Source organism: Kutzneria sp. 744 (assembly GCF_000568255.1).
Classification (GTDB): domain Bacteria; phylum Actinomycetota; class Actinomycetes; order Mycobacteriales; family Pseudonocardiaceae; genus Kutzneria.
Genome location: NZ_KK037166.1, coordinates 5,716,977 through 5,736,618, shown reverse-complemented (window position 1 = coordinate 5,736,618; position 19,642 = coordinate 5,716,977). Strand labels below are relative to the sequence as shown.

At 71.5% G+C, this 19,642-nt stretch carries 17 protein-coding genes and 1 pseudogene; 11 read left to right on the top strand and 7 right to left on the bottom strand.

The genetic code is table 11. The features are described 5' to 3' along the window. The 4 genes from KUTG_RS25865 to KUTG_RS53875 all read right to left on the bottom strand — a co-directional run. Positions 1–1,287, bottom strand: a 1,287-nt coding sequence (locus KUTG_RS25865) for a DUF5682 family protein (RefSeq protein ID WP_043720327.1), incomplete at its 3' end; no start/stop codon positions are given. Further along, positions 1,287–2,387: an ATP-binding protein gene (locus KUTG_RS25860; RefSeq protein ID WP_043720325.1), complete on the bottom strand. Its 1,101-nt coding sequence runs from the start codon at positions 2,385–2,387 to the stop codon at positions 1,287–1,289. The genes KUTG_RS25865 and KUTG_RS25860, both read right to left, overlap by 1 nt. Positions 2,388–2,460: 73 nt before the next feature. Further along, positions 2,461–3,828, bottom strand: coding sequence for a DUF5691 domain-containing protein (locus KUTG_RS53880; RefSeq protein WP_232241486.1), 1,368 nt, complete (start codon positions 3,826–3,828; stop codon positions 2,461–2,463). Between the two features lie 2 nt (positions 3,829–3,830). Then, a complete protein-coding gene (locus KUTG_RS53875) occupies positions 3,831–5,069 on the bottom strand; it encodes an SWIM zinc finger family protein (RefSeq protein ID WP_052395411.1) in 1,239 nt (412 codons plus the stop codon). A gap of 216 nt (positions 5,070–5,285) precedes the next feature. On the opposite strand from KUTG_RS53875, the gene KUTG_RS25845 reads away from it, so the two are divergent. The 4 genes from KUTG_RS25845 to KUTG_RS25830 are packed head-to-tail and all read left to right on the top strand — an operon-like array spanning position 5,286 to position 9,348. Further along, positions 5,286–6,251, top strand: coding sequence for a hypothetical protein (locus tag KUTG_RS25845; protein WP_043720322.1), 966 nt, complete (start codon positions 5,286–5,288; stop codon positions 6,249–6,251). A 12-nt stretch (positions 6,252–6,263) separates the two neighbouring features. Next, positions 6,264–7,307 carry a hypothetical protein gene (locus KUTG_RS25840; RefSeq protein WP_043720318.1) on the top strand — a complete coding sequence of 348 codons (1,044 nt, stop codon included), beginning with the start codon at positions 6,264–6,266 and terminating at the stop codon, positions 7,305–7,307. After that, positions 7,304–8,329, top strand: coding sequence for a hypothetical protein (locus KUTG_RS25835; RefSeq protein WP_043720315.1), 1,026 nt, complete (start codon positions 7,304–7,306; stop codon positions 8,327–8,329). Before KUTG_RS25840 ends, KUTG_RS25835 begins: the two co-directional genes overlap by 4 nt. After that, entirely contained in the window at positions 8,326–9,348 is a 1,023-nt protein-coding gene (locus KUTG_RS25830; protein WP_043720312.1) for a hypothetical protein, read from the top strand. Before KUTG_RS25835 ends, KUTG_RS25830 begins: the two co-directional genes overlap by 4 nt. On the opposite strand, the gene KUTG_RS25825 is transcribed toward KUTG_RS25830, so the two are convergent. Then, entirely contained in the window at positions 9,336–10,508 is a 1,173-nt protein-coding gene (locus KUTG_RS25825) for a homogentisate 1,2-dioxygenase (protein ID WP_043720308.1), read from the bottom strand. The genes KUTG_RS25830 and KUTG_RS25825 overlap by 13 nt on opposite strands. 69 nt (positions 10,509–10,577) lie before the next feature. Here KUTG_RS25825 and KUTG_RS25820 point away from each other — a divergent pair, with 69 nt between their 5' ends. From KUTG_RS25820 to KUTG_RS25810, 3 genes are all read left to right on the top strand, one after another. Further along, positions 10,578–11,444: a hypothetical protein gene (locus KUTG_RS25820; protein WP_084579784.1), complete on the top strand. Its 867-nt coding sequence runs from the start codon at positions 10,578–10,580 to the stop codon at positions 11,442–11,444. A gap of 215 nt (positions 11,445–11,659) precedes the next feature. Next, a complete protein-coding gene (gene fahA / locus KUTG_RS25815) occupies positions 11,660–12,724 on the top strand; it encodes a fumarylacetoacetase (RefSeq protein WP_232240940.1) in 1,065 nt (354 codons plus the stop codon). Between the two features lies 1 nt (position 12,725). Then, the gene (locus KUTG_RS25810; RefSeq protein ID WP_043720304.1) at positions 12,726–13,367 is read left to right on the top strand and encodes an IclR family transcriptional regulator; all 642 of its coding nucleotides are present in this window, start codon (positions 12,726–12,728) and stop codon (positions 13,365–13,367) included. Here KUTG_RS25810 and KUTG_RS25805 read toward each other — a convergent pair. Then, positions 13,364–14,293 carry a sialidase family protein gene (locus tag KUTG_RS25805; RefSeq protein ID WP_157494768.1) on the bottom strand — a complete coding sequence of 310 codons (930 nt, stop codon included), beginning with the start codon at positions 14,291–14,293 and terminating at the stop codon, positions 13,364–13,366. The genes KUTG_RS25810 and KUTG_RS25805 overlap by 4 nt on opposite strands. Before the next feature lie 39 nt (positions 14,294–14,332). Then, on the bottom strand, positions 14,333–14,935 hold the full coding sequence (locus KUTG_RS25800; RefSeq protein ID WP_043720301.1) for a TMEM165/GDT1 family protein: 603 nt from the start codon (positions 14,933–14,935) through the stop codon (positions 14,333–14,335). Positions 14,936–15,277: 342 nt separating this feature from the next. On the opposite strand from KUTG_RS25800, the gene KUTG_RS25795 reads away from it, so the two are divergent. The 4 genes and pseudogenes from KUTG_RS25795 to KUTG_RS65715 form a co-directional block, all read left to right on the top strand. Beyond that, positions 15,278–16,768: a cytochrome ubiquinol oxidase subunit I gene (locus KUTG_RS25795; protein WP_043720299.1), complete on the top strand. Its 1,491-nt coding sequence runs from the start codon at positions 15,278–15,280 to the stop codon at positions 16,766–16,768. Positions 16,769–16,778: 10 nt separating this feature from the next. Beyond that, positions 16,779–17,786 carry a cytochrome d ubiquinol oxidase subunit II gene (cydB, locus tag KUTG_RS25790; protein ID WP_043720298.1) on the top strand — a complete coding sequence of 336 codons (1,008 nt, stop codon included), beginning with the start codon at positions 16,779–16,781 and terminating at the stop codon, positions 17,784–17,786. After that, a pseudogene (locus tag KUTG_RS25785) lies at positions 17,783–18,937 on the top strand (ABC transporter transmembrane domain-containing protein); the annotation flags it as partial. The gene cydB and the pseudogene KUTG_RS25785, both read left to right, overlap by 4 nt. After that, positions 18,936–19,642, top strand: a 707-nt coding sequence (locus KUTG_RS65715; RefSeq protein ID WP_157495619.1) for an ATP-binding cassette domain-containing protein, incomplete at its 3' end; no start/stop codon positions are given. The pseudogene KUTG_RS25785 and the gene KUTG_RS65715, both read left to right, overlap by 2 nt.

Sequence of the window (19,642 nt, the reverse complement as noted above, 5' to 3'; positions counted from 1 at the left end):
CGGATCCCACCGCACCCGCCACGCTTCGGCGAACGTGCCGGTGCTGTTGGTGTGGTCGTGTTCGCCCCACGGCACGTCCAGCACGGCCAGGCGCCGCAACAGCTTGGAGCGCTCGCGGTCCATGTCCTTGCGGAGGTCGAGCCGGTACTGCTTCTCGGTCGCCGCGGCCGGCAGCCGCAGCCGTCGTTGCAGGCGTTCGAGGTCCGCGGCCAGCGGCGAGCGCGGCACGCCCTCGCCGACCATGCCCAGTTCCTCGCCGACCACCAGCTTCTCGTGCACGAGCCGCAGCGGCGTGTCGTCACCGCCGCACAGCACGGCCAGCGTCGCCTCGCTGACCTCGGCCAACCCCGGCGACGGCCGTCCACGCATTGCCGCCAGCGCGTCGGCCAGCCGCACCGCCTCAACGGCGCTGGCCGTGGAGGCCGGCAGGTCTTCCGCGCGCAGAACCTGGCAGGCACGGGCGAACCAGCGCGGTACGGCGTCACCGGCGGCCGCGGTCTCCCACAGGTGCGCGTACCAGCCGGGGGAGGCGATGCCCGCGCCGTAACCGGCGGCGTTGGCCAGCCGGCCGTGGCTCCACGGCACCCACGTGCCGCTGATCTTCTTGCGCGGCAAGCCCTTGAGCAGCGCGGCATCGGCGTTCGCCGCGGGAAGTTCAAGGAGGGCCGGCACATGCCAGGCACCACAGACGACCACGATCGGGCCCTCGACGTCCTTCAAGCCCTTGCGCAGCGCCTGCCGCATCGCCGCCTCACGCCGCAAGGTGCGCTGACCGACGTGGTCGGCGAACTCGTCACGCAGCGCGGTCATCGCCTCGGCTACGGCCTGGGCCAGGCCGATCGGATCCGCCGCCGCGTGGTGCTCGACGACGTCCTCCCACCAGCGCTCCGGGTCGTCGAAGCCGGCCGCCTCGGCCAGCAGCCCCAACGGATCGATGGCCACCCGGTCCGGCTCGTCGTCCTCACCCAGCGTCGCCGAGGCGGCCAGGTCGAAGAACCGCAGCGGCACCGAGTTCTCGTCGGCCCAGCGCAGCGCCTGCCACTCCGGCGAGAAGCCGGCGAACGGCCAGAACGCGGCCGTCGCCGGATCGGCCTCGTCGTGCAGCAGCAACGCCACCGGCGGCGTCAACCCGCTCACGTGCGCGACCAGGCCGTCGGCCTCCGGCGGCCCCTCCACCAGCACCAGCGCCGGCTCGACGGCCGCCAGCGCGGCGGCCACCATCCGCGCCGATCCCGGCCCGTGGTGGCGGATGCCGAGCAGCGTGACGCGATCCGGGAGCTTGGGCATCAGGCGTAACCGGCGAGGTCGTGGTCCTGGCAGGCGCGGTACAGGTCGCGCCACTCCGGCCGCTCCTTCACCACGGCCTCCAGGTACTCCTGCCAGGCCGCGGTGTCCGACACCCGGTCCTTCACCACGGCGCCGAGCAGCCCGGCCGCCAGCTCGTCGGCGCCGAGGCGGCCATCGCCGAAATGCGCGGCCAGCGCCATGCCGCTGGTGATCACCGAGATCGCCTCGGCCGTGGACAGGCTGCCGCTGGGCTTCTTCAGCTGGGTGCGTCCATCCACAGTGGACCCGGTGCGCAGCTCGCGGAACACGCGGACCACCCGGCGCACCTCCTCCAGCGCCGGCGGCTCGGCCGGCAGCTGAAGGGCCCGCCCGAGCTGGGCGGCCCGGCTGGAGACGATCTCCACCTCGGCGTCCTCGGAGGCCGGCGGCGGCAGCACCACGGTGTTGAACCGGCGGGCCAGCGCCGAGGACATCTGGTTCACGCCGCGGTCCCGGTCGTTGGCCGTGGCGATGATCGAGAACCCGGCCACGGCCTGCACCTGGAAGTTCAGCTCCGGCACCGGCAGCGCCTTCTCCGACAGCACGGTGATCAGCGAGTCCTGCACCTCGGCCGGCATCCGGGTCAGCTCCTCGACCCGGGCGATCGCCCCGGTCCGCATGGCCCGCAGCACCGGACTGGGCACCAGCGCCTTCTCGCTCGGCCCCTCGGCGATCAGCCGGGCGTAGTTCCAGCCGTAGCGGACGGACTCCTCGCTGGTTCCGGCCGTGCCCTGCACGACGAGCGTGGAGTCGCCGCTGATCGCCGCGGCCAGGTGCTCGGACAGCCACGACTTCGCGGTGCCGGGCACGCCCACCAGCAGCAGCGCCCGGTCGGTGGCCAGCGTGGCCACGGCGACCTCGACGATCCGCCGGTCGCCGACGTACTTCGGGGTGATCTTGGTGCCGTCCGGCAGCTCGCCGCCCAGCACGTAGCGGACCACGGCCTGCGGCGACAGCTTCCACATCGGCGGCCTCGGGCGGTCGTCAGCGGCAGCCAGAGCGGTCAGCTCGGCGGCATACTGCTGCTCCGCAGACGGCCGAAGCACGGTTTCGGAAGTCACGAGTCGCTCCTCGCAGAGCTCGTCGCACTCGCGACCAGGGTCGCTGTGCTGAATGGTTCGCTCACAAGTTCGCTCACTGATCGCCCCTTCGATCGAACGCGTCCCGCAGTTGGACGCGCAGGTGCAGCACGGCTTGTTCGTTGGTGTGTTCCGGCCAGCGCTCGGCGATCCGCGGCCACTGCTCGGTCAGCACGCCGACATCGCCCCTGGTCAGCAGGACGGGCGGCGGCCGCCCGGTGCGCCACCCGGGCGTGACGGCGACGACGAAGCGCTCCAGCAGCGCCTCGGTGGTCCCGGCCGACCAAGGGCCCGGCAGCTGCGAGCAGCCGTGGTCGAGCAGGTCGTACTTCCAGTCGTGGGAGACGGCGACGAGCACCTCCGAGGCCGTGCGCGCCGGCAGCGAGTCGATCGCGTCCAGCAGCGCCATGCCGGTCAGCACCTCGGACGCCGCCAGCGCCCACGGCACCGGGTCGGCGGCGAGCGGCAGCGCGTCGGCGATGCCCTGCAGCAGCGGCTTCGCCCACGGGCTGGCCACCACCTGGTCCAGGTCCCAGAACTCCGGCGGCACCGACGCGGCCGCCGCCCGCAGCCGGCCGGCGATGCCGGTCTCGGTGTTGCCGTCGTGCAGCAGGTCCCGCCGTTCGGCGGCGTCCGGCTCCAGCTCGAAACGGCCGTCCGGGATCACGTCGGCGTCGCGCAGGCCGTCCCACAGCCGGCGCTCGGCCCGCTGGGCCAGCGCGGTGCCGGGAATCCTGCGCAACAGGCGCAGCGCGAAGTCGTGCACGGCGGCGACCCGGTCGTCCAGCGCCAGCTCCAGCAGCGGCTCGTCCTCGATGGACAGGTTGACCTCAAGGGCGTGGATCCACAGCTGACGATCGGTCGTGCGGCGCTCCTCCGGGTACCGCTCGGCGGCCAGCTCCCGCACCGCCGCCGGATCGGTCCGCCGCCACTGCCGCAACGCCGTCAGCCGCTTGCCGGCCGTCGCCGTCGGGTCGTACTCCTCCTGGTCGTTGACGCCGACCGCCCAGCCCCAGTCCTTGCTCAGCTGGGCCAGCCACTGGCCGCGCGCGCCCAGCACGAGCCGAATCGCCGGCCGCAGCGTCGGGCGTGCGCCGCCGAGGGCCAGCAGCTGCGGCAACTGCGCGTGCGCCGCGACGACACGGGACCGGCTGGCCGCCGCGCACCACTCGGTCAGCAACGCCTCGTCGTCCCAGCCCAGCACCTGGGCCAGCACGGTGCGCGCCGACTCGCCGGCGAGCTGCGCGTTTTCCGGCGGGGCAAGGGGAACCGGCGTCAAGTTGTCAGGTGTCATCGGCAGCCGCGCGCCGAAACGGGCCACACCCAGCGCCGCGCAGTCGGCCAGCAGCGTGTCCCGGTCGACGTTGCCCCGGCGCGTGCCGACCAGCAGCTGCTGCACGGTGTCCTGCCACCGCTGCTCCATGCTCACGACACCACCTCCGGGAACGCGCCCGGCTCGGCGATCGCGCACAGCTGAAGGGAATTCCCGTCCCACAGCCCCATCGCGTCGAACGGCTCGCCGCCCGTCCGGGCCAACGCCTGCGCCAATGGCGCACCCGCCCGTACCGGCAGCGCGCGATCGGCGGCGTCGATCAGGTGTAGCGAACGGTCGTCCCTCGCCGGCTTCGTTGCCTTGCAGCACAACGGAACCAGCCGCAGCCACGGGTCGCTGACCAGCAGCGGCTCGGCCGCCGCCAGCGCCTGCTCCCACGTGTCGGCCAACGGAATCGGCCCGGCCGGCCCGGTCCTGGTCACCTCGCCGACCGCCACCCGCCGGGGCAGCCCGCCCGGATAGGGATGCATCACCGCCGTCAATTCCGCCCCCGGAGTCATTGCCGGCACGGGAATCGCGCCGCCGGCCGCGTGCCTCGCCGTGTACACCCACTGCTTGCGGGACCGCCCCCAGGCCCACTGCCGCACCGTGCGGACCTTGCCGTCGTCGCTGTCCGTTCGGAGCAGGACCACCCAGTCGTCCGACCAGCTCTCGCCGGCCCGGACCTCCTGCTCGGTGGTGGTGAATCCGAGCCGAACCCTTGCCGCGTCCGAGAAATCCGTCCGGCTGAGCAGATACAGCCGTCCGATGTGGTCAGTCGCCTCCTCGTACCAGCGGGGGCGGTTGGCCCCCACCACGGACCGCAGCTCGCCGATCGCCGAGGCGATGCCGGGCGCCTGCGCGTCCACCATCCGGGCCATGATTCCCTGCCACCACAAGGGCTCTCGCGACGGCAGCGTGTGCAGCCCGCCAGCCGACAGGTCGGTCAACCAGTCGGTGAGACCGGCGATGCCGGCCCGCACCGACTCCTCGCGGCGCTTGCTCGGCTGCGCCGGCTTCCGCTCGACGGTCGACCTGCTGTGCCGGGCCCGCAGCCAGCTGCCCACCCACTCCGGCTGGCCACCCTCCTGCGTGGAACCGTTGGCGTGCAACAGCTGTAGCGCCAACGCGTGCTTGCACGGAAACTTCCGCGACGGGCACGAGCACTTCGTCGCCCGGTCCGTGAGGTCGACGCAGACCTGGTACGGGCTCTTCCCGCTGCCCTGGCACAGCCCCCACAGCGCGGCGTCGTCGCGGCCCAGCTCCGGCCACTTCGCGGGCGCCGCCAGCTTGCTGGCCCCGGTCGCCACCTGGCGGTCCGGCGCCTGCGCCAGCACTGCTTCCACGTCCATGCACCGACCATATGGCCACCCCCCGACAGTTTTGAATTGCGCCGCCTTCGGCGTCGCGCGCTCGGCCCCGGGTAGCCGACCGGTTGATCGGGCTGGTGGCAGATCAGGCAAGACCACCCGTCCTACTCCGTTCGCGCAGGTCACAGTCGGATGAACCAGTTAGGCGCGGCGAGTTGCGCCCTGGTAGGAATCACCGCATCAGCCGAGGGGGGATTGGTGGACAAGGCGACGACTGCCGTCTGGCAGCCGCCGACGGACGGCCCGGTCGGCCGGGATTTCGACGTCCGGGTCAACCTCGCGGTGCAGGCCGGGATCAGTGAGCGGCTCCCGCGATCCTGGTCGGTGTGCGTCTTCGTGGCGCTGCTGTGCCTGGCCGACCGGCTGTGGGTGAGCGCCGCGCTCGCGTTGGCGGCGGCGTTGGTGCTGAGCGGGAACATGCTGCGCTACTGGGCGTTGGTCGGCCGCTGGCGGCCGGCGACCCTGGCGCTGCTGGAGTCGGAGCCGGCCCGGTCGGTCGACTACGAGCCGGTGACGCGGCGACTGGTCCGGATCGACGGGACGGTGCTGCGAGTCCATCCCAACTACCAGAACGCACGGTTGTGGCTGGTGGGCCCGAACGCCGACGGGTTCGCGGTGTTGTTCTACGGCAGCCGGCCGTTCCCACGGGCCGCACGAGTGGTGGTTCGGCCGCCACGGCGCTCGGGCCCGCCGCCGAGGAGCAAGGTGCGCGACCCGCTCTGGCGGGCCCGGTTGATCCGCACCCTGACCGCGGCGGCATTGGCCTTGCGCTGGACGGTCATCGTGGGGCTCACCGTCTCCGTCGGACTGGAACTGGCGCCGCAGCCGCACGTCCTGGCGTGGATGCTCGGTGTCGCCGGTGTCCTGATCCTGATCCTGCTGGTCCGGAACCTGCGTCGGAGCTGGCCGTCGCTGCGTCTGCCCGCCCTGATCTCCGTGCCGCTCGTCGAGCACCGAGCGCGGCTGATGCCGAAGCGGACGGTCGCGGTGACGCTGGCTGACGGCTCCGAGCTGGTCGGCAGGCTCATCCGGAACCAGGACGTGACGTCCAGTGTTCGCGCGTCCGGGCGACTGTGGATCGCGGGCACGCCGGCGGCCGGGGCGACGCTGGGCGTCGGTGTGCCGGACTTCCCCATCGTGGGGGCTGTCCGGTTCGACAAGTAGGGGGGAACGAAGGTGGACAACACTCAGATATCGGCCGCGGTGTGGCGGCCGGCGGAGCAGTGGCAGGCCGACGACACGGCGGTCGAGCTGCGGCTGAAAGTGATGAGGCGGCATCCGCGCAACGCGATGATCGGCATCGCGGTGTCGCTGGTGCTGGCTTTGGTGGTGTCGGCGTTTCGGCCGCACGTAAGCGCGCTGAGCGTGGTGTTCGTGCTGAACGCGGTCCGACTCGTGGTGGTCGGCGTCCGCCACCAGGTCCGCTTCGGACGGTGGCTGACGGCGGCGAAGGATCTGCTGGTCGGCAACCCCAGCCAGCGGGTCGCCGCGCGGATCGTCACGCACAAGGGCGACCGCACCGTGCTGGCCGTCGGGCCGATGCACCTGCGGGTGCTGCCGGTCAGCTGGGGCATGCGCCAGGTCATCGCCCGTACCGGCGAGATCACGATGGTCGGCCCGGACGCCGAGGGCAACGCCGTGGTGTTCGTGGACAGCCAACCGAGGCCGCTGACGGCCAAGGTGGTCGAGGCGCCGGCGCCGACCGAGCCGGAGCCGATCGCCCGCACCTCGGCCAACGGCGCCGAGGACGAGGTGCCGCAGTGGTACGCCAGGCGGCACGCGCGCATCCAGCTGATCCCGTTCGTGGGCCTGTTCCTCGTGTACGGCGCGCTGATCTACGACGCGCAGCAGCGCACGTTCCTCCCGGGATTCGCCGGGTTCTACGTCTTCCTGCTGGTGGTGAGCACGATCTTCGGCATCACCCGGGTCTTCGGCCAGATGCGGCTGTCGACGCTGCTCGCCGCCGGGCAGTGGCAGGCCCACCCGGTGACCGTCGAGGCGTGGAAGGGCGACGAGCGGCGGCCGTTCGCCGATCTCACGCTGGTGATGGGCCCTCCCGGCGGCCAGCACCGGATTCTGGTCAAGCACGCCTCCGTCGAGCTGGTGGCCAACATCAGCGCCACCGGCACGCTGTGGATGATCGGCCTGCCCAAGGACCGCAAGGCCGCCGCCGTCGGCGTGCCGGGGCACCCCGTCGTCGCCGCTGCGAGATTCGCGTGAACGCCGTCTGGCGGCCGCCGGACCAGCATCAGATCGGCGACGAAGCGGTCGAGCTGCGGCTGAAGAACTACGAGTACCTCAACCGAGCCCATCTGGGCGTCATCGGCATCGCGGTGCTGGTGGTGTTGTTCGAGTGGTTGATGGGCTGCCTGTACACCGTTGTCACGGCGGCCATGGTCGCCGTGGTGGCCATGACGATCATGGCTGTCTGGTACCGAGTCGTGGTCGGCGGCTGGCTGCCCGCGGCGAAGGAGTTGCTCGCCGACAGCCCGAGTCGGCGGGTCACCGCCCGGGTGGTGGCGTATCGGCTCGGCCGCACGGTGGTCGCCGCCGGGGACGTCCACCTGCGGGTGCTGTTCGCCGACCGGGGACTGCGGCAGGTCATCGCCAATACCGGTGAGATCACGCTGGTCGGCCCGGATGCCCATGGCCGTGCGGTCGTTTTTGTCGACGGCCAGCCGACGCCGCTGCCGGCGAAGGTCGTCGCGGTGGCGGAGCAGTCCGAGCCGGAGCCGACCGTCGACGTGCCGAAGTGGTTCGTGACGCGGCAAGTCGGTCTCAGCTGGCTCATGGTCGCCGGAGCGCTGCTTGCGGTCGCGGGATTCGCCTATGACGCCCAGCAGCCAATGACGGTGCCAGTGCGGCCCGAGAAGGCCGGCACGGCCGAGTTCAACTGGTTCTTCGCGGCGCTGTGCGTGGGAATCGCGGTCGCCGCACTGGTTATGGCCCTCGGACAGCATCGGCTGGCGCGGCTGCTCGATGCGGGGCAGTGGCAGGCGTATCCGGCGACGCTCGTCGGGTGGAAGGGCGATTCGAAGCGGCCGAACGGGGACCTGACGCTGCAGATCAGCCTCCCGGATGGACAGTGGCGCCGGGTGATGGTCCGACGGGCCTCTCCGGAGCTGATGGCCAACGTCTACGTCACGGCCACGCTGTGGGTGGTCGGGCCGCCCGCGGCGGGGAAACTGAGCGCGGTCGGCGTTCCCGGCCATCCCATCGTTGCCCCTGCGAGGTTTGTGTGAACGACATGTGGCGGCCGCCGGCGGTCGCGCTCGGCAGCGACCCGGCCGTGCAGCTGCACCTGAAGCACTGGCACCGGCGGAAGTCGGTGCAGTCGCTCGTCGTCTGTGTGGTGCTGGCGGCGCTGATGTTCTTGTTGCACCGGGGTTTCAGCATGCTCGGGGTGCTGTTCCTGGTGTTCGCGGCGGCGACGGCGGTCGGCCCGATCCAGTTCCGGTCCCGAATCGGCTGGTGGCTGGCGGCGGCGCCGTCGCTGCTGGACGGTGCGCCGGTGGTGCGGGTTCGTGGCGAGGTTGTCGGCGGAGACAAGGCGTGGATGGCGCTGTCCGTCGATGGTGGACGGCTGCATCTGCGGGTGACGAACGTGCAGCGGTCGCTGCGGCAGCTCGCGGCCCGGCAGCGTGAGGTGTCGCTGATCGGCCCGAACGCGGACGGCGTCGCGGCTGTGGTGCTCGACGGCGTGCCGATCCCGCTGCCGGCGAAGGTCGTGCCCGCGCCGGCCGACCCGCGGCCGGAGCCGGTCACGGACGAGGACCTGCCGCGCTGGGCGGCGACCCAGGCGGCCCGCCTGGTGTGGCTCGGGGTCGCGGTCGTCACGCTGATGGGCGCGAGCGTGGTCTTCGATCTGCTGCTGTTCATGGATGGCTGGGTGGCCGCGACGCTCGGCTTCGTCGTCGTGCTGCTCGCGGGATTCATCGCCAGCTTCTTCCGGCGGGGCGACCAGCACCGCATGGTGAAACTGCTCGGCAACGGCCCGTGGCAGGCCTACCCGGTGCAACTGCTGTCGTGGACCGGCAATCCCGCGCTCGTCGGCCGGCTGCGGCTGGTTCTGACGATGCCGGACGGCGGTCAGCTGCCGGTCAGCGCGAGGCTGGCGCCGGCATGGCTGATCGCCAACATCAGCGCCACGGGAATGCTGTGGGTGGCCGGCAGTCCGCACTACGGCCAGGCGGCCGTGGTGGGGCTGCCCGGCCATCCGTTCGCCGCGGCGGTCCGTTTCCAGGAGCTTCAGGCGCGCTGACGGCGGGCCCAGGTCCAGGCGTACGCGTCGTCCTCGCACGCCTGGGCCGCCTCGCCCAGTTCCAACGGCCGGAACGTGTCCACCATCACAGCGGTCTCGTCGAAGAAGTCCGCGCCCAGCGACGCCTCCACCGCGCCCGGCTGCGGCCCGTGCGTGCAGCCGGCGGGGTGCAGGGACAGGGAGCCGATGCCGATGCCGGAGCCCTTGCGGGCCTCGTAGTTGCCGCCCACGTAGAACATCAGCTCGTCGGAGTCGACGTTGGCGTGGTTGTAGGGCACGGGGATCGACAGTGGGTGGTAGTCCACCTTGCGGGGGCAGAACGAGCACACCACGAAGTTGGGGCCCTCGAACGTCTGGTGCACGGGCGGCGGCTGGTGCAGGCGGCCGGTGATGGGCTCGAAGTCCCGGACGTTGAACGCCCACGGGTACAGGCAGCCGTCCCAGCCGACCACGTCGAACGGGTGGTTGGCGTAGGTGAACCGGGTGAGGCCGGCCCGGTGGCGCACCAGCACGTCGACGTCCTCGCCGTCGGCCAGCAGCGGCTCCGACGGCCCCCGCACGTCCCGCTCGCAGTACGGGGAGTGCTCCAGGAACTGGCCCTTGGCCGACAGGTAGCGCTTGGGCGGGCCGATGTGGCCGGTGGCCTCCAGCACCAGGATGCGCATCGGCTCCCCGGCCGTTGGCACCACCCGATAGGTGCACGAGGTGGGGATCACCACGTAGTCGCCATCGCCCACCGGCAGCGCGCCGTAGATCGTCTCCACGACGCCGGAGCCGGTCTGCACGTACAGCAGCTCGTCGCCGGTGGCGTTGCGGTAGAGCGGGCTCGGGGCGGTGGCCGCGACGAAGGCGATCACGACGTCGGAGTTGCCGAACAGGACCCGGCGGCCGGTGACCGCGTCGGCGTTGTCCCAGGTCAGGTCGGGTGTCTTGAAGTGTCGCGGCTTCAGCGGCAGGTTCGGCTCGGTGTCACGGCGCTGGTCGTCGGCGGTCTGCGAGTCGACGATCGCGGTGGGCAGGTGCCGGTGGTAGAGCAGCGCCGAATCGGAGGAGAAACCCTCGACGCCCATGAGCTCCTCGGCGTACAGACCGCCCTCCGGTGTGCGGAACTGGGTGTGCCGCTTGCGGGGGATTTCGCCGACCTGTCGGTAGTAAGGCATTGGGCTCTCCAGGTGTCCGATAGTCGGACATCTTTGTTCAGCTGCCGTGACACCGCTAGCGTGTCACCCGTGTCAAGCGCTGTAGAACTCCGTGCGCCCGGTCCACGAGGCACGCCGCCGCTGCTGGCGAGGCTCGTCGACGACGCGGCGCTGTTCCCACCGGGCAACGCGACAATGGCGGACGCGGTCCGGGGGCACCTCGAGGGGCGCTCCGGCGAATGGGCCGGTGTGCTGGGCCTTTTCCTGTGTCCGGCGTCCCGTCTGCCGGAGCTGATCACCGAGTTGATCAAGGCCAAGCCGGTCAAGCCGGTGGCCATCTCGCTGGTCATCGACACCGGCCTCGGCGGTGTGCCGAAAGCCGTGTCGATCGTCGAGTCACGCAGCGAGCTGCTGTCGCTGCGGATGGTCGAGATGCCGGCCCCGTCCGACGTGGACGAGGTGTGGCTCGAACGGGTGTCGGAGTTCGTGCCCGAGGACGTCATCCGGGTGGTCGAACCGCGTCGGGGCGGCGCGGAGTGGCTGGACGGCGTCGGCCGGGTCATCGAGCACGGCAGCTGGCCCAAGCTGCGCTGCGGCGGCCTGAGCCAGGAGGCGTTCCCCAGCCTCGACCAGGTGGCGGACTTCCTGTCCGTGGTCTCCGGCGGCGGCGTGTCCTTCAAGGCCACGGCCGGCCTGCACAACGCGGTCCGGCACACCTCCGAGGAGACCGGGTTCACCCACCACGGCTTCCTCAACCTGCTGGTGGCCACCGCGCGCTCGCTGTCCGGCAAGGACGTGCGGGAGGCGCTGGCCGAGACCGACGGGGAGAAGCTGGCCGAGGAGGCCAAGGCCCTGTCCGACCCGGCGGCCCACGCGGTTCGCGGCGTGTTCGCGTCCTACGGGTCGTGCTCGCTGACGGATCCGGTGAACGACTTGGAGAAGCTGGGGCTGCTGTGACGTGGATCGACGACCCGGAGTTCACCGGGGACCACCCCTTCGGCCCGCAGACGCTGCCCTACGGCGTCGTCCTTCACCGTCGTCCATTTAACAGTCGAGAAGTGCTCCTTTAATCGATGCTCGGTGGCTAACATATACCGGAGGGCTTTAGACTAGGCACTACCTGCCGCTACAGGGGAGGTATAGCAGTACCGTCTTCGTGCGGAGTTACTGCCTTGAACCCTTTAAAGAAAAAGACGTCCTTCGGCGACCGGCTGGCCGAGCTGGTGTCGGCGGACAGCCTGGACCCGCTGCTGGCCGCCAACCGGCCGCTGTGGAGCGAGCTGCGGGCCCGGCTGCTGGAACTGGTCGCGGCGACCAAGGCGCCGCCGGGGGCCGTGCTGGCGCCCCTGGCGTCGGCCCGGCTGCCGTTCACCGTCGGCGACTACGTGGACTTCTACTCGTCGCGGCACCACGCGGAGAACGTCGGCAAGATCTTCCGGCCGGACGGGGCGGCGCTGCTGCCGAACTGGACCCACCTGCCGGTCGGCTACCACGGCCGCGCCGGCACGGTGATGGTCTCCGGCAGCGACGTCGTGCGGCCCAAGGGCCAGCGTAAGGGCGCCCACGGCCCGGAGTTCGGCCCGAGCGTGCGGCTGGACATCGAGGCCGAGGTCGGCTTCGTCTGCGGCGGCGCGGTCGGCCGTGAGGTGCACACCTCCGCGGCCGCCGAGCACGTGTTCGGTGTGGTGCTGGTCAACGACTGGTCGGCGCGGGACATCCAGGCCTGGGAGTACCAGCCGCTGGGCCCGTTCCTGGCCAAGTCCTTCGCCACGTCCGTGGGCGCGTGGATCACGCCGCTGGAGGCGCTGTCCCGGGCCCGCGTCGCGCCGCCGACGCCGCCCAACCCGCTGCTGCCCTACCTCGTCGAGGACGTGGACTGGGGGCTGGACCTGGAGCTGCGGGTGTCGTGGAACGACACCATCGTCTCCAACCCGCCGTTCTCGACCATGGCCTGGACGTTCGCGCAGCAGCTGGCCCACATGACCGTGAACGGCGCGACCGTGCGGCCCGGGGACCTGTTCGCCTCCGGCACCGTGTCGGGGCCGGACAAGTTCCAGCGCGGCAGCTTCCTGGAGCTCAGTTGGGGTGGCAAGGAGCCGGTCGAGCTCAAGGACGGCAGTTCGCGGACGTTCCTCGAGGACGGCGACACCGTGGTGATCACGGCGACCGCCCCCGGCGAGGACGGCACCGTGGTGGGCCTGTCCGAGGTGGCCGGCACCGTGCGACCGGCGGCCTGACATGGTCGAGCCGGCCACCCGTGAGAGTTCGCTGACCCTGGAGCGGGGCCTCGCCCTGCTCCAGGCCGTCGCGGACTCCGACACGGGTGCGCCGAGCATCAGCGACCTGGCCACCGCCATCGGCGCCTCCCGGGCCGCGGTCTACCGGCTGCTGGTGCCGTTGCAGGCCCGGGGGCTGGTGCTGCGGGACGGCTCCAAGGTCCGCCTCGGCCTCGGGGTGCTCCAGTTGGCGGCCAAGGTCGTGCCGCAGCTGCGCAATGCCGCCACGCCGCCCTTGAGGGAGCTCGCTGAGGGCGTCGGGGCCACCGCCCACCTCACCGTGGCCGAGGGGCACGAGGCGCAGGCTGTGGCCGTCATAGAGCCCTCCTGGACGACCTATCACGTGGCGTACCGGGTCGGCACCCGTCATCCCGTCAGCCGGGGCGCCGGCGGCAAGGCCATGTCCCTGCCGCCCGGCGGCCCCGAGTGGGTCGACAGCACCGGCGAGCTCCAGCCCGGCGCCTACGGCGTCGCCGCCCCCGTCCGGGGCGTGCCGGGCCTGCGGGCCAGCGTCGGCGTGATCTCCATGGAGCCCCTCGACCAGACCGTCGTCGGCCCCCTGGTGGTCGCCGCCGCGGCCGCCGTCGCCCAGGCGCTCAGCTAGACGGTGTGCCGCCAGCTGTACCGGATCTGGTCGCTGCCGTCGTCGGTGTGCCAGAGCAGGTACAGGTAGGTCCCGTCCGGACGCTGCACGAACGTCGGGCCGTACGCGCTGCCGCCGACGCCGGCGTCGCCACCCGACGGCCAGTACTCGCCGTCCGGGCTGATCGTGAAGTACAGATGGTTGTCGGTCGCGCCCTTCCACGCCAGGTAGAGGCCGTTGTCGAAGGCGGCCAGGGTCGGGCTGCCGCTGGTGGTGCCGGCGATGGGCGGGCTGAACGTCGTCCAGTTCACGCCGTCGGCCGACGACGAGTAGAAGAGCCGGTTGTCGCCCGGCACGCCCTTCCAGGCCAGCCGGAGGCGGCCGTTGAAGACGGCCAGCGCGGGGCTGTCGCTGGCGCCGCCGGGCACGGTGGCCGTCGGCGACCAGTGCACGCCGTCGAAGGTGGAGGCCACGTTGATGGTGTTGCCGGTCGCGCCCCGCCAGGCCTGGTAGATCTGTCCGTTGAACACGGTCAGCGCCGGGCCGTCGGTGGTCTCGCCGGGCGTGACGGCCTCCGGTGACCAGTCGACGCCGTTGCCGGAGGAGGTCATGAACATCCGGTTGTCGCCGTCGACGCCCTTCCAGCCGACATAGATCCGGCCGTGGATGACGGTCGCGGCCGGATTGCCGCTTGTTCGGCCCGGGAATGTCTTCGGACTGCCATAAAGGCCGTTAGTGGTCATTCCGTCGTCGACGCTGTTGCGCCAGACCGTGAAGATGTTCCCGTCCAGGTTGGCGGCGCCGACCCGGCCGTTGACGGAGTAGCCGAGCTCGAAGCGCTGGGGCGGGTTCCAGCCGGTCGACGCGGCCGCGGCGGGGCCGGTCGTCAGCGCGCCGACCAGCGGAACGGCCACCAGCGCGGCGAGAAGTCGTCGTGTGATCTGCATGGCCGACACGCTAGGTCAGGGCATTAATTTTTCATTCAATTAACCGCTGATCGTCTGGTAGAGGGCGAACAGCGCGAAGGCCGCGAAAACAAATCCGGCGATGCGCTGGATCAGTTGCGGGCGGACGCGGGCGCGGATCTTGCGGCCGACGAGGACGGCGACGCCGGCGACGGTGACGAGGGCGAGCCAGGCGCCGAGGCCGACGGCGAAGGGGTGGCCGTAGTGGGCGGTCAGGCCGGCGGTGGCCAGTTGCGAGGCGTCGCCCCACTCGGCGGCGAACAGGACGCCGAAGGAGGTGAGGGCGGCCCGGCGGAAGGAGACCTCACCGGTGCCGGAGCGGGCGGCGTCCTGCTCGCTGTCCTCGTCGGCGCCGAAGCCCTCGCGCAGCAGCATGAAGGCGCCGACGGCGAACAGCACTGTGACGACGCCGGCGGTGACCCGTTCGGGCAGCAGGGTCAGCACGCTGCCGAAGGACACCGCGATCACGCACTGGACCAGGAAGGCCACGCACACGCCGAGGAACACGGGCCAGGCCCGGTAGCGCGTGGTGAGTACCAGGGTGGCGACCAGAGTCTTGTCCGGGAGCTCGACGGCGAGCACCACGGCGAAGGCGGTCAGCAGCACCAGGAACGTTGCGGCCACAGGGGTCGATCCCTCCCACGTGTGGCCCGGACGGGGGGAGACGCGCGACCCCGACCGGGCGCGACATCACCCGGCCGGAGGTCTCGTTCGCCCGCCGAACGGCGGGTGAGGCACCGGATTCCGATGGCGGAACCAGTATGTCGATGACCTCGCCGAAGCCGCCGAAATGGAGGGCGGACCTCGGGAACTACTCCCCTCAGGCAGGACCCATTGTAGCGTGCGCATGCGTGAGTGGGCCGCGAGTCGCGTCACAGGGTCCCGGCCCACCCAGGACCTAAGTCCCGGACGAACAGGACGCCGGGACCTGAGCGGGGACCCCGTCCCGGTGGCACTGTTCCTCACGTGGACGTACTCGATGTCGCCAGGTGGCAGTTCGCGATCACCACCGTCTACCACTTCCTGATGGTGCCGTTGACCATCGGGCTGTCCATTGTGGTCGCCGTGATGCAGACGGCCTGGGTGCGCACGGGGAAGGCGCACTACCTGGCGATGACCAAGTTCTGGGGCAAGCTGATGCTGGTCAACTTCGCCATGGGCGTGGTGACCGGCATCGTGCAGGAGTTCCAGTTCGGCATGACCTGGTCGGCGTACTCCCGCTTCGTGGGCGACGTGTTCGGCGCGCCGCTGGCCATGGAGGGCATCGTCGCCTTCATGGTCGAGTCGACGTTCCTCGGCCTGTGGATCTTCGGCTGGGAGCGGCTGCCCAAGCGGGTGCACCTGGCCTGCCTGTGGGCGGCGGCGCTGGCCTCGACGGCCTCAGCCTACTTCATCCTGTCGGCCAACTCGTGGATGCAGCACCCGGTCGGCATCCAGCTGGTGGACGGCAAGCCCCAGCTCACCTCGATCTGGGCGCTGCTGTCCAACAACACCGCGATCGCCGCCTTCACGCACACCGTCTCGGGCGGCTTCGCCGTCGCCGGCACGTTCCTGGTCGGCATCTCGGCCTGGCACCTGTGGCGCAAGCACCGTCAGTCCGCTGTGGACAACGCGGACCGCAAGGTCTGGTCGGCCTCGCTCAAGCTGGGCGCCTGGATCGGCATGGTGGCCTTCGCCGCGGTCGCGCTGACCGGCGACACCCAGGGCAAGCTCATGTTCGAGCAGCAGCCGATGAAGATGGCCGCCGCGGAGGCGCTGTGCCACACGGAGGCGCCGGCCAGCTTCTCGATCTTCGCCTACGGCGACGTGTCCCGGCCGGACTGCGAGAACGTCAAGAGCATCACCGTGCCGGCGCTGCTGTCCTTCCTGGCCCACAACGACTTCTCCACCGAGGTCAAGGGCGTGCAGGACCTGATTCCGCTGTACGAGCAGAAGTATGGGCACAACTACCCGGTCGACCCGAGCCTGGGCGCGCTGTCCGGGCAGCCCATCGACTACGTGCCCGACCTGCCGGTCACCTACTGGGGCTTCCGCCTCATGATCGGCTTCGGTGGGCTCGCGGCCGGCGCGGCGCTGCTGGCGCTGTGGCTGACCCGGCGCGGCCGCATCCCGCGCACGAAGTGGTTCCCGCGGCTGGCCCTGCTGTCCATCGCGACGCCGTTCCTGGCCAACAGCTTCGGCTGGATCTTCACGGAGATGGGCCGGCAGCCCTTTGTGGTCGTGCCCAATCCGACCGGTGTGGACGGTGTCTTCATGTACACCGCGCAGGCGGTGTCGCCGGGCGTGGGCACCGGGCAGGTGCTGACCTCGCTGATCGCGCTCACCGCGGTGTACGGCGTGCTGGCGGTGGTGGAGGTGTTCCTGCTGGTGCGCTACGCGAAGGCGGGGGTCGAGGGCGTCATGCCGCCCACAGACCAGAAGAAGTCCGACGACGACGTGCTCGCGTTCGCGTACTGAGGAGCCTGACGTGGACCTGCCTACCCTGTGGTTCTGGGTGATCGCCGCGCTCTGGACGGGCTACTTCTTCCTGGAGGGCTTCGACTTCGGCGTCGGCATGCTGACCAGGCTGCTGGCCCGGGACAACACCGAGCGCCGGGTGCTGGTGAACACCATCGGCCCGGTCTGGGACGGCAACGAGGTGTGGGTGATCGTGGCCATCGGCGCCACCTTCGCCGCCTTCCCGCCCTGGTACGCCACCATGCTCTCGGCCGAGTACCTGCCGGTACTGCTCATCCTGCTGGCGCTGATCGGGCGCGGCGTCGCCTTCGAGTACCGCGGCAAGGTGGACAGCGACCGCTGGCGCCGCGGCTGGGACCTGGTGATCCTGCTCGGCTCCTGGATTCCGCCGCTGGGCTGGGGCCTGGTGATCACCGGCATCGCCACCGGGCTGCCGATCGGCAAGGACGGCGTGCTGGAAGGCGGTCTCGGCGCGCTGTTCACGTGGCCGGCGGTGCTGGGGGCGTTGGCGCTGACCGGGTTCAGCCTGGTGCACGGCGCGGTGTTCGTGGCGCTCAAGACCGACGGCGAGATCCGGCGGCGGGCGCACGCGCTGGCGCTGCGGGTCGGGCCGTTCTGCCTGCTGCCGATGGCTGTGCTGCTGGTGCTGGTGCAGGTGCGCCAGGGCGGCCCGGTGACGATCGTGATCGCCGCGATCGGCCTGCTGGCCGGGGCCGGGGCGCTGGTGCGGCTGGCCGCTCGTCGTGAGGGCCAGGCCTTCGCGCTGCTGGGTGTGCTCATCGCCGCCGCGGTGATGTCGCTGTTCGGCTCGGACTTCCCGACCATCATCGCGTCCACTGTGGACCCGAGCTTCTCGATCACCGTGGCCAACGCGGCGTCCAGCCCGTACACGCTGGGCGTGATCACCTGGGTCGCCGCCTTCGGCACGCCGGCCATCCTGGTCTACCAGGGCTGGACGTACTGGGTGTTCCGCCGCCGCATCAGCGCGGCGCACATTCCGCCGGTGCACGTCCCGTGAGCCGCGGACCGCTGGGGGACCTGCCGGCGCTGTCGCCGACCACCCGCCGCGCGCTGGTGGTGTGCGGACTGCTGTCGGTGCTGAACGCCGTGGCCGTGGTGGCGCAGGCCTGGGCGCTGTCCTCGGTGCTCGCGTCCGTTGTCACCGGGCACGGCGACCGGCCCTTCGCCCTGCTGGCCGGAGCCGTGATCGCGCGGTCGGTGTTGGTGTGGGCGCTGGACACCATGTCGGCGCGGGCCGCCGCCGGGGCCAAGGAAGAGTTGCGGGCGCGGGCGCTGGACCGGGCCATGGCCCACGGTCCGGAGTGGATCGCCGCGCGCGGGCCGGCCGAGCTGACCGTGGTGGCCACCAAGGGTTTGGACGCGCTGGACGCGTACTTCACTCGCTACCTGCCGGCGCTGGTGACCGCGACCGTGGTGCCGCTGCTGGTGGGCGTGGCCATCCTGGTCACGGACGTGCAGTCGGCGGTGCTGATCGCCATCACCGTGCCGCTGATCCCGCTGTTCGCCATTCTCATCGGCCGCTACACCGAGCAGCGCACGGCCAAGTCGGCCGACGCCACCGCGCGGTTGTCAGGGCACCTGCTGGAGCTGGTGCGCGCGCTGCCCGTACTGACGGCGTTCGGCCGCGCCGAGGCGCAGACCGAGGCGGTGCGCCGGGTCGGGGAGCAGCACCGCAAGGCCACCGGGGCCACGCTGCGGGTGGCCTTCCTGTCGGCCTTCGCGCTGGAAACCATTGCCACGCTGTCGGTCGCGCTGGTCGCCGTGGACATCGGGCTGCGGCTGGTCGGCGGCACGCTCGGGCTGGCCACCGGGTTGCTGGTGCTGGTGCTGACGCCCGAGTGCTACCTGCCGCTGCGGGCCGCGGGCGCGGCCTTCCACGCCAGCGAGGACGGCCTGGAGGCCGTGCGCCGGGTCGCCGCGATCGAGTCGGTCGAGCACGGCGGCGAAGCGCTGGCCGAGGGCGAGATCAAGGTGGATCGGCTGTCGGTGGAGCGGCGCGGCGCGCTCGCCCCCGACGGGGCCTCGTTCACCGTCCGACCCGGACACATCACGCGACTGGATTCGCCCAGTGGCGCGGGAAAGTCCACCACGCTGGCCGTGCTGCTCGGTTTTGTGCGGCCGACGCGGGGACGGGTGACGGTCGGCGGTGTCGATCTGTCCACAGTGGATTTGTCGACATGGCGACGTCAGGTGGGCCTGGGGGCCGCAACGACCGGCGTTCAGCGCCGAGATCGTCGCCGACGAGCTGGCGCTGGTCGGCGGCGACCTGGTCGGCGTGGCCGCACGGGCAGGTGCGGCGCACCTGCTGGAGCGGCCGATCGTGGAGCTGTCCACGGGCGAGCGGCAGCGGGTGGCTATCGCCCGAGCCCTGCTGCGGGTGGAACAGGGCGCCCGCTGGCTGCTGCTGGACGAGCCGACCGCGCACCTGGACGCGGCGACCGCCGGCCTGGTCATGGCGGCCGTCGCCGAGGCCGCCACAGCGGCACGGGTTGCTTGCTGGCCACGCACCGGATCGCCGCGCCCGAGGACGCCGCCGTGGTCGTCGGCACGGTGTTCGGCCGCGGCCAAGGCCGGGCCGGTGTTCTCGCCGGGCCCGTGTCACCGAGTTGCTGAACCGTCGTCCATGATCGGCGTCCTGCTCGGTGTGCTGGCCGTGGGCAGTGGCATCGCGCTGACCGCCACCGCAGCCTGGCTGATCGCCCGCGCGTCCCACAACCGCCGGAGGCCGCGCTCGCGGTCGCCGTGGTCGCGGTGCGGGCGTTCGGCCTGGGCAAGGGCGCGCTGCGCTACGTGGAACGCCTCGTCACCCCCGATGCCGCCTTCCGCATGGGCGGCCGCCTGCGCGGGCAGTTG

What these genes read in the sequence shown, in the direction of transcription:
- KUTG_RS53880 (WP_232241486.1), bottom strand. Translation starts at nt 3,828, where the DNA reads ATGGAGCAGCGGTGGCAGGACACCGTGCAGCAGCTGCTGGTCGGCACG.
- KUTG_RS25810 (WP_043720304.1), top strand. Translation starts at nt 12,726, where the DNA reads ATGGTCGAGCCGGCCACCCGTGAGAGTTCGCTGACCCTGGAGCGGGGC.
- KUTG_RS25805 (WP_157494768.1), bottom strand. Translation starts at nt 14,293, where the DNA reads ATGCAGATCACACGACGACTTCTCGCCGCGCTGGTGGCCGTTCCGCTG.
- KUTG_RS53875 (WP_052395411.1), bottom strand. Translation starts at nt 5,069, where the DNA reads ATGGACGTGGAAGCAGTGCTGGCGCAGGCGCCGGACCGCCAGGTGGCG.
- KUTG_RS25825 (WP_043720308.1), bottom strand. Translation starts at nt 10,508, where the DNA reads ATGCCTTACTACCGACAGGTCGGCGAAATCCCCCGCAAGCGGCACACC.